This is a genomic window from Planktothrix sp. FACHB-1355 (assembly GCF_014748295.1).
Classification (GTDB): Bacteria; Cyanobacteriota; Cyanobacteriia; order Cyanobacteriales; family Aerosakkonemataceae; genus Aerosakkonema; species Aerosakkonema funiforme_A.
The window spans coordinates 1-13,122 of the sequence record NZ_JACJUP010000047.1; the positions used below are offsets into that span (position 1 = coordinate 1).

Genomic DNA, 13,122 nt, shown 5'->3' on the forward strand with positions numbered 1-13,122 from the left:
GATAAGTTATATCGAGCGATATATTTCCTATTTTGTATCTGCTGCGATCGCTTTATGATGCCAGCTTTGGCAAAATGGTAATTGCCTACTGAATTCTATGCCGGGTGCGCTCGTTGCGAGGGGAACCGTATGACTAAAGTTACACAAGAAGAGATCGCACATTTTCGTTCTCAATTAGCAGATTATCCCAGCGCATTACAAGCTCTGCAAGTTCTTGAGGATTGCGAAGGAGATTTGGAAGATGCGGCGATCGCCCTCGCCATCCGCGCCGGACAGCAACCAGAAATCGCCAATTCTGACTGGTTGGGTATTTTAGCACGAAAATGTCGCTCCCTCATCTGCCGACGCGAATTGCGCGACGATTTGCTAAACGGTAATTTTGCCGAAATTGTACCCTACTTGGCAACGTCCAATCTTTGTCCTGACTTATTGGCAACGCCTGTCATGATGTACGTGATGCGCCAAGGCGCGAACGATTTTTGTCACCCTCTCGATCCTCTGCTTTAGCTATTTCATCAATTTCTAATTTCTGATGCCGATTCTTGAAATCTTCAAATAAGTCAAAAAACTTATCCAAAGCATCCCTCTCGTCTTCAGAATAAAACAAAATTATTCGCTCCCACGATTGAGTCGAAGGCTGGTTAAACCGCTTCTCTATCCACTCTTGAAAATCCTCAAAATCGCGCTCTTCTTCTGTAAGAGGCACATCGAGTTCGCGACGAGCGAAAGTATAGCCGTCTAAAAAAACTTGCAGATGACCGCTCGAACGCTTACCCAAGTAAAGCGAAGGTCTTTGTTTGATTTTTTGGATAAGATTATAAAAGCTAATCATGTTAAACTTTGACCTTTTATCAAAATCACCCCTTTACAAATAATCCAAAAATTGATCTGGTACTAACTTCAATTCTCCCGACTTAAACCGCTCGATTTCTACCCACAGGGCAGTTTTCTTTCGCTTTCCTTCAGCAAACACTATATTGTCCATCTGATAAAATTTTGGATCGGCAAAGTCGCATTGATAAATTTGCAAAATTTCGTGACCTTGCTTGCCGTTGAAAGTGAAAAGGCTTTCCAGACAGCCCAAATATTTGATATTAGTTAATTCTGCCTGGATTTCTTCTTGAAATTCTCTTTTTAAAGCTGCGTAGCTGGTTTCGCCAAACTCTACACCACCACCCAATGCGCGATAAAAATGTTCCTCTTTCACGGGGTCGTAGCCTTCACCCATAAAGACGCGATCGCCATCTTTAATCGCTCCCAAACACAAAACCCTGATTTCACCTTCTTTGTGCATATTTTTCGTTAATTACCATCGTAAACAGAAGCTTGGTGTCTTTGTTCAATCGGCCAATCTTCATTTTCGCCGCCAATAAACAATCTTTCTATTGTAACGTATTCTTTGCTCAATTGTTTGAGGGCGTTAATCAGGATATCGATTGCGATCGCATCGCTAGTTCCCAAATCAAACCAGCAACGCGCCCACCTTCCCAAATACTCAAACTCGCCCATATTGTGCATCAGCGCCATCAAACTTTCATCAGCTACATTTTCGTCATAATCCATGTAACTGAGTTCCAAACCGGTATCTTGAACTTGCAGATTTTCAGCATTGAATCCTCCCAGTTTCCCCAAGAAAAACCAGGAATCGAAAACCTCTTCCAGATACTGTTTTTCTGAATATGAAGGAACGGTACTGAACTCCAACCATATCCACAGATCGAACTGATTGTACTCGCGGAATTGAACTTGCATAAAGAGGGGTTAGGGGTTAGGGGCTAGGGGCTAGGGAAAGAGGGAAAAGGGGCTAGGGGTTAGGTAAAGAGATAATTTGATGTGTTTTCCTGTGTCATTCTATGAGATTGTTTAATCTAAATTGGGTAACTGGCTGGCGATCGGGCCCCACTTGCCATCCATCTGTTTGACCTGATTTCGCATCGCACTGCAATTGCGCTCTTTGCGATCGATGCTCACTTGGTTTCTGCACTGTTCGCGTACAACTTGTGCGACCAAATCTTTGGGTAATTGCGCCGATTTTGTCAAGGCATTTTGGAAATATTCCTTAGCTTCTCGGTTTTGATCCAGTCCCACCAAAATTTGCGCTTTTAGGTATTGTAACTCTGGATTGTCAGGCGTATTTCTGAGCGCGATATCGACATATTGCAACGCCTTGTCATACTGTTTGAGATCCCGATATCCAACCGCCATGCCGCGATAAGCTAGATAGGGCGGAGCTGCTTTTTCTAAACGTTCGATCGCCTGTTGAGGATCGGTAAAAGGTAAATTGACCGCGATGAGCAAATCCATCCAGCCTTTAAGCAAATTCAGTTCCGGGTCGTTCGGGTTAATTTTCTCCGCCGCATCCAATTCCCGGTACACCTCCTGCAACTTGCTTAAAGCTTGCGGCGCACCTTTAACAGTACCATTTTCGCCCACAATAGCAGCAGCCTCCAAAGCGTGACCCGCAGCTATGTAGAGATTGCCGCGCAAAGGGTCGGTTGGTTTTAACTTTGCAGCGGTTTCGCGAGTTTTAGCGGCGTAGGTTTTCAACGATTCCAGCAAAGCCTTATTTTTGTTATCTCCCTGCCAATCAGTGTAAGCTAAAGATGCCTTCAAAGCATAAACCATCGGCTCGTTTGGCTCTTTAGATTCAGCTTCTGGCAGGTAACGTTCTGCTGTTTCTTTATAGTTTCCCTCTTTAAACAGAGCCTTAAAAGCAGCTTCAGTGCTGTTTCCAATTGGTTTGGGGCTACTGCTGCGAAAGGGATCTCCAGCTAAGATGGGGTTTGGCCACAAGCTGAGTGCGATCGCAGCAACACCGACAAAATGCCATCTACCACGCAGCGCGAGGTGCTTGCGGTACGCGCTGGTGAAGGCAGCAACAATCAGTTTGGCAGTAGGAAACAAATCCATCATCGCCTCAAAGCTGAAAAGCTAAATTAAATGATGCCAAAGGTTTGGGCATCTACCCACCTTTGACGCAAAGGTCGATTTCCCGTTCCAGTTTAGCGTTGCACTCGACAAGTCTGCCAAAATGGGGACAGTACGGTTTGTGTTTTTTACTGAATGCTCTATCTACGAGACCTGAATTATCACCCTCCAGCTACCCCAACGGCAATCTTAAAATCCATTAACCTGGAATTAGCACCACAGTCTATGGGGCTAGCGATCGGCCCCAGCGGTTCTGGCAAAAGCACTTTATTAGAAATATTGGCTGGACTGAGTGAAAGCACATCTGGCAAAGTCTTATGGCGCGATCGAGAACTCATCGCCGACGATCTGCAACAATTAAGTGGCTTGGTATTTCAGTTTCCCGAACGGCATTTCTGCGGCAGCACTATTTTAGAGGAATTGCGGCTGGGACATCCAGAATTGGGTTCCCAGCGAGTCAGGGAAGCTTTAACAGAAGTGGGACTGGAACATTTATCGTTGAACACTTCTCCCAATTCCTTAAGCGGCGGTCAGCAGCGACGCCTTGCTTTAGCGGTGCAGCTGATTCGTCAGCCGCCTCTGCTGTTGTTGGATGAACCTACGGCTGGACTGGATTGGTCAATGCGCCGTCAGCTGGTGAATTTATTAGCTAAACTGAAAAGCCACTGGACTTTGTTTGTGGTGACCCACGATGCTGGCGATTTGTTGAGTATAGCTGACAAGTGCTGGACGCTCGATCGCGGCGAACTAAAGTCTGTCGATCCAGCGACACTCAAATCGGCAGAACAGAGATCTCCTGGCGAATTCCCAGTAACCAGTTCATAGTTACGATCGCCAATTACCAATCTAAAATCTAAAATCCAAAATCTAAAATTCAAAATGTTGCCGGAGATGACTTCTGTTTGGCAGGAAACCTTAAATTGGCAACCGAATGCCGAACAGCAACAACAATTTCAACGTCTTTACGAACTGATTTGTCGTGGAAATCAGCAGTTAAATTTAACTCGCATCACCGAACCGATCGAGTTTTGGGAAAAACATCTGTGGGATTCTTTGCGGGGAATCAAAAACGAATTGCAGATGGCAAATTTAGGATGGCAAATTGAAGAAGACAAGATGCAATCTGAAACCTCAAATGTGAAATCTCAAATTGCCAATCCCCAAGTTATCGATATAGGAACTGGTGCGGGATTTCCGGGTTTGCCAGTGGCGATCGCGCAACCGAATTGGCAGATAACCCTCCTAGATTCCACCCGCAAAAAAATCACCTTTCTGGAAACTCTCCTAATCGAATTGGGAATTAAAAACGCCACTCCTTTGACTGGTAGATCTGAAGAACTAGGAAAACAACGACAACACCGATCTTCCTACGACATAGCTTTAATTCGAGCAGTTGGTTCCGCATCAATCTGTGCGGAATATGCACTACCATTGCTGAAAGTCGGTGGTTTAGCAATCCTTTATCGCGGCAACTGGACAGATGAAGAAAACTCTTCCCTTCAAGCAACACTTGAACGGCTGGGTGGTACAATTGAATCAACAGAGCAATTTACAACTCCCTTGAGCAAAAGCGTGCGTCACTGCTTGTACTTGCGGAAAATTGAGTCCCCAAACCAAATAAAAAATGTAAAATTAAAAATAAAATAGCTTTTTAAATCAGATTATGCAGGACTTACGCACTGTGGACAAATGTGGACTATGCGGCATAATTGTATCCATCAACTCGATGAACTATTTGGCAGTATTTAGCTCTGACTGGGCTAATCTTGCCCTTGGCCGTCACCATTTCAAACACACCTGTAGCTCGAACAGTTAAGCGTCCAATGTGAGCGCCCGCAAACTTTCCACTCGGTAGAATAGCGCGGACTATATCCCCAGTTTGAAACCCGAAAAAAGCTTTCTGTCTGGTGCGGTGTTTTATGGGAAAACCATATTTGTTGGTAGTAGACATTTGGCGCATTCCCCACCCCTTAGCAGTAATCAGTAAGGGCTTAGTAGTTTTCAAAGTTAATTTCTCAACCACGCCCACACAGGCCGCATCTAGATAGTGGCGCTTTTGGATGCCTAATTTAACGCGATTAAATTTAGTTCTACCACCAGTACCTACTGAAACTGGCAATCCAGTCTCTTGCAACCTTTGATATAATTCCCACCGAGTAGAATTTACAGCAGCAGCGTCTTTTAATGGTGCTTTCGCTTGAGCTAAAACCCGTCTTAAAATACTTGGTTTATTCTTCAGGAACTTCTCAATCGGCTGATTACCTTTTTTCTGATTACAAGGATGACAAGCTAGGGTAAGATTGCTAACTCTATCCGTCCCACCTCTGCTTTTAGCCAAAATATGTTCAATCTCTAGGGGCGTATTTTCTGCTCCACAATAAACACATTTTCTGCCCCATTTCGCTAGTAAATATTCTTTCACTTCAAAACCTGCTAATTCACCTCTCTGGTATTCATTACCACTAATTTCTGGATTAACTAAGGCTTGCGTGTCAAACCGTACTAATTCTTGAGAAATGCCTGTAATTGGTACAAATTTCCTCAGCCTGTTTACCCAAGTCAGAGTAGTTTGTACCCGGTGTTCAAGACTGGGGGCTAACCAGCCCTTATGACGAGTTCTATTCAAAAACCGTGGTTGGCGATAACGGGTTTTACGATTTCGCCGAACTCGACGCACTGAGCGCCGAGACTCAAGATTAGCTTTAATTGCTTGACCGCGATGGGTTAGTTCTGCACCCCAAATAACTGCGTCCTCAGATACTAATGCGATGCCCGTAGTTTGGGAACCAGGATCTATTTTTAACTGAATCGGTTTAGTTATTTGTGTTGATGCAGTTTTTAAGATGATCGTAAATGGAAACCGACGAAAAACAGTGGCTTTACCCTGAGTTAACCACAGCCGTGCTTGTGCTGGATGAACAGGATTAATAGGACGTTTGTTGGTGTCGATTACAAAAACAAAATTAGACATAGTTGAAACTCTGATTGCTCAGGTAATTGTTTCCTCGTCAATGTTACTTAGGCTTGTTTGGCTCAGTTCACTTTCTTAGCTAAATAGGAATGTTTAAAACTGAACGGCAGAGCTACAAGCTGGAAAGCACTCGCAGGTGCCATGACCTGAATAACGTAGTCCAATTAAGAACTGAGACTGGCTATCTCTACACTTTATGTACTGGTTGTCCAGATCTGTCCAGTGTTTAGCGGATAGCTATGCTACTGTGAGAATTCAGCAATCACAATGTATCAAAAAGTATCGACCGGCTACGGGTGCCCAGTTTAGAACATTTGGCTGTCCCACATTTTAAAAGGATATGTTAAAAACCGGGGCGATAGCCTCGGTATAACTTTTGACTTTTGATTTTTGACTTTTGATTTTCAACCATTCGCTTGCTGCAAGCGTTTGTTGATTTCATCCCAGTTGAGAACATTCCACCAAGCATCTAAATATTCGGCGCGGCGGTTTTGGTATTTGAGATAATAAGCGTGTTCCCAAACATCATTGCCCATGATAGGATAAGCACCATCCATTAACGGGCTGTCTTGGTTGGTTGTACTGGTTACCTGGAGTTTGCCATCTTTAGTGCGTACCAGCCACGCCCAACCGCTACCGAAACGCTTCGCGCCAGCATCGTTGAACTGTTGCTTAAAGGCGGCAAAGCTGCCAAAATTAGTTTTGATAGCATCTGCGATCGCACCCGTCGGTTCTCCCCCACCATTCGGTTTCATAATTCGCCAGAACATACTGTGGTTGAGATGACCGCCGCCATTGTTGCGAATCGTCGTGCGAATATCCTCTGGGACGGTATTCAGGTTTTGCAGTAATTCTTCGACAGTCTTACCTTTGAGTTCGGGGTATTTGGCGATCGCATCGTTCAAGTTTTTCACATATGCGGCATGATGTTTATCGTGATGGAACTCCATCGTGCGAGCATCGATATATGGTTCTAGAGCATTGTAGGCATAAGGTAAAGGTGGCAACTCAAAAGTACCTGTGTTCTGCGCGACATTTGTCGTACTCCCAGGGGTAGATTTATTATCGGCTGTCGATATATTATCCCCAGATGCCAGACAAGCACCCACGGTAATCGAACTAACACTGGCTCCCAGTAAAATGAGGAAATGGCGGCGTGTGACAGTCATAAGCAGCACCTGCGAATGAATTGAGCAATTTAGTTAGCAGGTTTAATTTTCTCAGAGTATAGGCTAAGACGCCTATAACATTTGGATGAATTTTGATAAAGCCTATAGTGATATATGAAGTATATCGTCTTTTCGATCGGCCTTCTCTTCCTCCTACTAGCTGCATTAACAGTCTGGCAATGGGAAACGGTTTGGAGCGTTCTCGAACCTGTGTTTGCCGACTCGGAAAATATGCAGCCAACATCTCAGTTAAAAACCCCGTCAGAATTGCTGGAATACATCGTCGCTCATCCTGAAAATGTTTCCTTAGTTGCTTATGAAATTGGCAATTCAGAAACAGGAATTTTCTACCGCGATGCAGAGAAACGGCCTTTGGCTTCCACAATTAAGATTCTTATTTTAGCAGAATATGCCCGACAAGTCGAACAAGGAATACTTTCCCCCGATGAAGCGATCGATCTAAATTCCGTCAATGTTTATTACCTGCCCAACACAGATGGCGGAGCCCATTCTCAAGCCTTAAAAGAATTTCAAGAAAAAGGATATGTGAATGCAGAAAATAAAATTGCCCTGCGGCATATTCCTCGTGCAATGATTCGCTATAGCAGCAACGCCGCCACTGACTATTTAATCGAACGATTGGGACGAGAAAATATTGAAAAATTGCCATCAGTATTAGGGTTACCTTCAGAAGATGTACCGCTTCCCCTCATCGGCCAGTTTTTAAGTTGGAACGATACAGCAATATCGGCTTTGCCAGAAGAACGCTTAAAAATTTACCAAGCAATGAGTAAAAGTGAATATGCTAATTTAGTATATAACTTAATGTCAAAGTGGAAAACTGATGCTGCTTTTCGCGATGAAAAAATCAAAGGGCTATTAAAATTTATCAGCATCAAAGACCAACAAGCAATGGCACAAGCTTTAAATCCCGGCGGAACCGCGAAGGGATACGCACAGATAATGGAGCGAATTTACACCAACTCTTTAATTTCGCCAGCCGTGTCGCAAATAATGCGCGAATATTTAGAATGGCCGATGCAAAATGAGCCTGTGCGCGAAAAATTTGATGTCCTTAGTGCAAAAGGAGGCAGCTTACCCGGTATCGTAACAGAAGCTATGTATGCAAAGCAGAAAAATAGCGAAAGGGGGAGAGTAGTAGCGCTATTCTTTGAAAATATTCCCTCCGATGAGTGGTTGCAGCTGATGCAAACCTATGTTCAACAAGATTTTGAAATCCAACTTCTGACTGACAAGCAGTTTTTTGAGACAGTCAGACAGAAGTTACAGCGCTTTTCAGGTAATTGAAGTACAGAAAAATTCCAATACTGCTGGGTTAAGGAATTGGAGGTTGGGTTTCGCTATCGCGAAACCCAACATTAGGGTGTACTGCACGGGTTTTGGAATTGTATGTTGGGTTTCCTGGCGTCAACCCAACCTACAAAAACTTGTGAGGTTTCTTGACAGGAAATAGATGATTTCACACAAAATTAAAGTTTGATGCTGTCGGCCCTGCATCAACCTGTACGATATTCCTCGCAGTACCATCCACACCACCAACAGTACCAGCTTGGTTTGCGATCGGGTCGTAACCTACAAACCAATTTGGAATTTTAGGACCAGGATTAGCTGGAGGTGGATCAACTAGGATCTGGTAGATATAGAAAACTGGATTTGCCGACGTACCATTTTGGGCAGCCAATGTTGTATCCAGATCGCCAACACTGTTAAAGGTAATACTCGCAGGGAAGATAATTAGATTCTTGCCACTAATATTAGTGCCACCAGCACCCGTACTTGAAATGGTTACAGATGAGGACGTGACACTAGAGATATTTCCGAAATTAGCTGAAGTGAATTGGAATCTGTCCCCACCTGCCTGAAATTGACCACTACCAAATTTATCTGTGATGCCAATTGGCGGAACGTTCATCCAAGAAATAATATCATTGCCATTGCCGGGATTAATGGTGTCAACAAGATTGTCGTTGCCCTGCATTAAGTCAACAGCACCACCTCCAGTTAGGACAGTAGACAAGTTGTTCCAATCATTATCGATGATGTTATTTTGCGCTGAATTCTGCGCTCCTACGATAAAGTCACCAGAATTTGCCGATGAAACCGATGTGAGGTTAATTATCACTGTCTCATCCGGCTCGTTAATAGTAAAATCGTCGATTATAGTGGCAAAAATATTGGCACTGGTTGCGTTCTGTGGGATAGTTATCGAACCAGTTGTTCCTGATGTGGTAAAAGTCATGCCCGACGAACCAGACAGAGTGTAATCGTTACCACTTGCCTGCCCAACAGTGGCTGTTCCCGACATATTGAAATTCACAGTCACACCCCCTGCTGGTGCAGGAGATTCGAGGTTGATAGTAAAGTTGCGTGAGGTTGCGCCAACACCAAGATTATTCTCCTGGAAATCTTTAGTAAATGGACTCACAGTAACTGAGGCAGGATTCACCTTACCTTTAATTTGGAAATCAAAGGGATTTTCTACCCCGTCACCCCCATCACCATCATTGTTGTCAAACTGTAACGTTCCACTGACATCACCAACACTCTGACCATTCAGTTGGACACTAAAAGTAGCTGAACCTCCAGGTCCTATACTGCTGGGAGGAGTCCCCACGAAACTGAAACCATTTGGCAATTTCCAATTACTCATGGAAAGATTTGCATTGCCAGTGTTGATGACAATAAACTGTTTCGATTTGGGTAAGTTTAATGGAGTAGAGCCAAAGTCAATTGGCGTTGTGCTGCCATCCGGAATATTAGGAGTTGAACTGCTAGTATCAAGAACGACGATTTCGGGAGCGGGTATAGTTTGTACTATACCTGCAATCGGGAAATAAAAGGGATCTTCTACCTTGCCATCGCCGATATCCGAATCATTGTTTTCAATCAAAATTGTGCCAGTATAATTCCCAGCGCTGTTGGCATCAAGTTTTACAGTAAAGGTTGTCGATTGATTGGCTCCTATAGTTGTACTGCCAAAAGGCGTTACTACACTGAAACCTGTTGGCAAACTCAACTTACCCAGAGTGAGATTGTCAGTGCCACTATTTTTGATAGTGAAGGTTTGAGTAAGGCTTGTACCGACTGTGGTAGTGCCAAAATTTATGGGCGTTTCCGTGGCGCTATCAATGTTGTTGCTTAGCTGATCCGATACCTCAATTTCTGCGTTTGGTGGTGGTAAAGGTAACACAGTACCGGAAATGACAAAATCGAAGGGATTTTCGACCCCATCGCCGCCATCGCTGTCGTTATTACCTATTTCTAAAGAACCTTTGTAGTTCCCACCGTTATTTGCATCTAATCTGACCTGGAAAGTTGTAGATTTTCCTGGTTCTACGGAACCAGGGATATTTCCCACCAAACTGAAACCATTTGGCAATTTCCATCCGCTTAAGGTCAGCGTATCGCTGCCAGTATTGTTGATGGTGAAGGTTTTGATGTTTACTTCGCCTGCTTTGCTGGTGCCAAAGTTTATCGGTGTTGTGCTGCCATCGGTGATACCGGTAGCCCCATTGAAAACGTCTATTTCCGGATTTGCTGTTGGTGAATTGCTTACCGTTCCGGCAATAGCAAAATCGAAGGGATTTTCAATGCCATCACTGCCGTCACCATCATTATTATCAATTTCTAGCTTTCCGTTAGTTGTCCCGACACTACCTGCATCAAATTTTAACTTGAAAGTAGCCTGAGAACCGGGTAATACTATTCCGGGAACAGCGCTAACAAAACTAAAACCGTCTGTCAATTTCCATAGTGTGAGATTTAGTTGTTCGCTGCCAGTATTTTTGACTGTGAAAGTTTTAGTAATCGCTGTTCCTAGTTTGGTTGTGCCGAAGTTAAATGGCGTGGTAGTACCATCAACAATATTGTTATTTTGCTCATCCAAAACTTGAATTTCTGCCTTGGATGTTGACGTACCGCTTACGGTTCCAGAAATAGCAAAATTGAAAGGATTTTCATCGGGGTCGTTGTTGCCAACGGAGATATCTCCTTTGGTAGTACCCGTCGTATTTGCATCAAATTTGATTTGGAAAGTACTCTCAGTAGCATTGCCTACAATTCCCGGAAGCGTACCGACAAAACTGAATCCATTCGACAAACTCCAGTTGCTTAAGTTAAGCGCAGCGCCACCGATGTTTTTGACTTTGAATGTTTTGATAATTGGTACACCTAGAGGCGTCGTACCGAAGTCAAAAGGCGTTGTGCTGCCATCGGCAATATCGTTATTTTGGTCACTTAAAACTTGAATTTCTGGACTGGTTGGTGGTACGGGAGTTACCGTGCCGGCAATAGCAAAATTAAACGGATTTTCGTTGGCGTCATTGTTGCCAATATCTAAATTTCCTTGGTAATTACCACCAGAAATTGCTTCCAATTTGACATCAAAAGTAGATGAACCTCCGGGTGCTACAATCCCTGGTAGAGTTCCGACTATGCTGAAGCCAGTTGGCAATGTCCACCCACTCAAATTAAGTGCTGTAGTCCCCAAATTTTTGACGGTGAAAGTTTTAGTAATAGGTACACCTAAAGTGGTTGTGCCAAAGTTTATTGGGGTTGTCGTACCATCAACAATATCGGTAGCGTTATCGAGTAATTGAATTTCTGGATTCGATGCTTGTGCGTTGACAACACCGCTGATGTTAAAGTTGTAAGGATTTTCATCAGAATCGTTATTGACAAAGGAAATGCTTCCGTTATAACTACCGATATTTGTGGCATCTAATTTGACATCAAAACTTGTCGTACTACCGGGAGTTAGAGTTGTATTTTGGAACTGATTGACGAGGGTAAAACCAGTTGGCAAACTGTTAATTGCACCGAGAGTAAGATTAGCATTACCGATATTTTTGACAGTGAAGGTTTTGGTTACAGATGCACCAACTGTAGTTGTACCGAAATTAACGTTACCCGTATTATCCGCAATGATTGTATTGCTCTCGACTACATCAATTTCTGGGGCGTTGTTGGGGGTATTGGCATCATCATTAATAATCGTGTAAGTTGCTGTTTGCTGACTGCCAAGAGTTGCGCCACCGATGGGATTGACCAATCTCAAATTAATTGTTTCGTCCGCTTCGGCAGATGTATCGCCAAAAATAGGTAGGGCGACTGTTTTGGTAGTTTCGCCACTGTTGAAAGTGATGGTGATGGGAGAAATGTTGATGTAATCGCTGCCATCTGTAGCGCTGCCTGGTGGATTATCTACTATTGCTTGAACGCTGACAATCCCATCGCTGCCACCTGTGCGTTGAACGGTGGCGACGATTTTGTTGGGAATGCCGCCATTACCTTCGTTATCGCTATAACTGGCGGCGGTAAATGAGAGAACGCCTGTACCTATACTAGGTGTTGAGTTGTTGTCGTTATCTACGATTGTGAGGATGGCATTACTTTGCTGTCCAATTGTGACGCCGCCTGTGGGTTCGCTGAGGGTTAAATTAACTGTTTCGTTACCCTCAACAAGTTTATCGTCGAGAACGGGGACGTTAATAATTTTGGGGGCGGTATCTCCATCTGCCCAAGTGACGGTGATGAAGTTGTTGCTGTAATCGGTGGGGGATACTAAGGGAGGGGCAGAACCGATCGCACTACCGCCATTTAGGAGAACTTTCGCACTCACAACACCGCTACTGCCACCGATGCGATTTACTGCGATTAATGATAGCAGTGTGCCATCTTCACCAACAGCGTAGAGAGGGCCGCTAAATTGAATTGTACCTGGGTTGGATGATGGTGGGTTATTGCGATCGATAATTCTGACTTCGGCTGTTTTGGGTGGGGCAATGGTGGCACCGTTGTTGGGGAAACCCAAGGCGGCGTAAAATGTTTCTTCCCCTTCTGGTATGGTATCGCTAACAATCGGAATAACTATAGTTTTGGCGGTCTCTCCGGGGGCGAAGTTAACTTCGATCGGATTGCCGTTGTAGTCCTGGGATGATTTGGCGGTACCATCTGATAAGAAAACGATCGCACCGACAGCTGCATCCAGATTACCTGTACGAGTTACCGTTACTAAACTTTCGGGCGTACCGT

Annotated in this window: 11 protein-coding genes; 4 read left to right on the forward strand and 7 right to left on the reverse strand. The window is 44.1% G+C overall.

Translation table 11 applies throughout. The annotated features are described in order from the left end of the window. The first annotated feature begins 129 nt into the window (after positions 1 to 129). The gene (locus tag H6S82_RS04370; protein WP_190465999.1) at positions 130 to 507 is read left to right on the forward strand and encodes a hypothetical protein; all 378 of its coding nucleotides are present in this window, start codon (positions 130 to 132) and stop codon (positions 505 to 507) included. Here H6S82_RS04370 and H6S82_RS04375 read toward each other — a convergent pair. From H6S82_RS04375 to H6S82_RS04390, 4 genes are all read right to left on the reverse strand, one after another. Beyond that, positions 443 to 832: a hypothetical protein gene (locus tag H6S82_RS04375; protein WP_190465996.1), complete on the reverse strand. Its 390-nt coding sequence runs from the start codon at positions 830 to 832 to the stop codon at positions 443 to 445. The genes H6S82_RS04370 and H6S82_RS04375 overlap by 65 nt on opposite strands. 33 nt (positions 833 to 865) lie before the next feature. Continuing rightward, on the reverse strand, positions 866 to 1,294 hold the full coding sequence (locus tag H6S82_RS04380) for an NUDIX hydrolase (protein ID WP_190465994.1): 429 nt from the start codon (positions 1,292 to 1,294) through the stop codon (positions 866 to 868). An 8-nt stretch (positions 1,295 to 1,302) separates the two neighbouring features. After that, positions 1,303 to 1,752, reverse strand: coding sequence for a DUF3531 family protein (locus tag H6S82_RS04385; RefSeq protein ID WP_190465993.1), 450 nt, complete (start codon positions 1,750 to 1,752; stop codon positions 1,303 to 1,305). Positions 1,753 to 1,863: 111 nt separating this feature from the next. Continuing rightward, a complete protein-coding gene (locus H6S82_RS04390; RefSeq protein WP_190465990.1) occupies positions 1,864 to 2,913 on the reverse strand; it encodes a Sll0314/Alr1548 family TPR repeat-containing protein in 1,050 nt (349 codons plus the stop codon). Between the two features lie 150 nt (positions 2,914 to 3,063). On the opposite strand from H6S82_RS04390, the gene H6S82_RS04395 reads away from it, so the two are divergent. Both H6S82_RS04395 and rsmG read left to right on the forward strand, forming a co-directional pair. After that, positions 3,064 to 3,753, forward strand: a complete 690-nt coding sequence (locus H6S82_RS04395; RefSeq protein WP_190465989.1) for an energy-coupling factor ABC transporter ATP-binding protein — start codon at positions 3,064 to 3,066, stop codon at positions 3,751 to 3,753. 66 nt (positions 3,754 to 3,819) lie between these two features. Then, positions 3,820 to 4,575: a 16S rRNA (guanine(527)-N(7))-methyltransferase RsmG gene (gene rsmG, locus H6S82_RS04400; RefSeq protein ID WP_242056817.1), complete on the forward strand. Its 756-nt coding sequence runs from the start codon at positions 3,820 to 3,822 to the stop codon at positions 4,573 to 4,575. 49 nt (positions 4,576 to 4,624) lie between these two features. On the opposite strand, the gene iscB is transcribed toward rsmG, so the two are convergent. Both iscB and H6S82_RS04410 read right to left on the reverse strand, forming a co-directional pair. Continuing rightward, positions 4,625 to 5,899: an RNA-guided endonuclease IscB gene (gene iscB, locus H6S82_RS04405; protein WP_190465984.1), complete on the reverse strand. Its 1,275-nt coding sequence runs from the start codon at positions 5,897 to 5,899 to the stop codon at positions 4,625 to 4,627. Positions 5,900 to 6,303: 404 nt separating this feature from the next. After that, entirely contained in the window at positions 6,304 to 7,068 is a 765-nt protein-coding gene (locus H6S82_RS04410) for a superoxide dismutase (protein ID WP_190465982.1), read from the reverse strand. Positions 7,069 to 7,182: 114 nt separating this feature from the next. Between H6S82_RS04410 and H6S82_RS04415 the strand changes: the two genes are divergently transcribed. Then, positions 7,183 to 8,376, forward strand: a complete 1,194-nt coding sequence (locus H6S82_RS04415) for a serine hydrolase (protein ID WP_190465979.1) — start codon at positions 7,183 to 7,185, stop codon at positions 8,374 to 8,376. 172 nt (positions 8,377 to 8,548) lie between these two features. Here the strand turns inward: H6S82_RS04415 and H6S82_RS04420 are convergent. Continuing rightward, a partial coding sequence (locus H6S82_RS04420; RefSeq protein ID WP_191056038.1) for a choice-of-anchor D domain-containing protein occupies positions 8,549 to 13,122 on the reverse strand: 4,574 nt, incomplete at its 5' end.

Coding starts and splice junctions, on each gene's coding strand:
- iscB (WP_190465984.1), bottom strand. CDS start 5,899: ATGTCTAATTTTGTTTTTGTAATCGACACCAACAAACGTCCTATTAAT.
- H6S82_RS04375 (WP_190465996.1), bottom strand. CDS start 832: ATGATTAGCTTTTATAATCTTATCCAAAAAATCAAACAAAGACCTTCG.
- H6S82_RS04390 (WP_190465990.1), bottom strand. CDS start 2,913: ATGATGGATTTGTTTCCTACTGCCAAACTGATTGTTGCTGCCTTCACC.
- H6S82_RS04395 (WP_190465989.1), top strand. CDS start 3,064: ATGCTCTATCTACGAGACCTGAATTATCACCCTCCAGCTACCCCAACG.
- H6S82_RS04380 (WP_190465994.1), bottom strand. CDS start 1,294: ATGCACAAAGAAGGTGAAATCAGGGTTTTGTGTTTGGGAGCGATTAAA.
- H6S82_RS04415 (WP_190465979.1), top strand. CDS start 7,183: ATGAAGTATATCGTCTTTTCGATCGGCCTTCTCTTCCTCCTACTAGCT.
- H6S82_RS04370 (WP_190465999.1), top strand. CDS start 130: ATGACTAAAGTTACACAAGAAGAGATCGCACATTTTCGTTCTCAATTA.
- H6S82_RS04385 (WP_190465993.1), bottom strand. CDS start 1,752: ATGCAAGTTCAATTCCGCGAGTACAATCAGTTCGATCTGTGGATATGG.
- rsmG (WP_242056817.1), top strand. CDS start 3,820: ATGACTTCTGTTTGGCAGGAAACCTTAAATTGGCAACCGAATGCCGAA.
- H6S82_RS04410 (WP_190465982.1), bottom strand. CDS start 7,068: ATGACTGTCACACGCCGCCATTTCCTCATTTTACTGGGAGCCAGTGTT.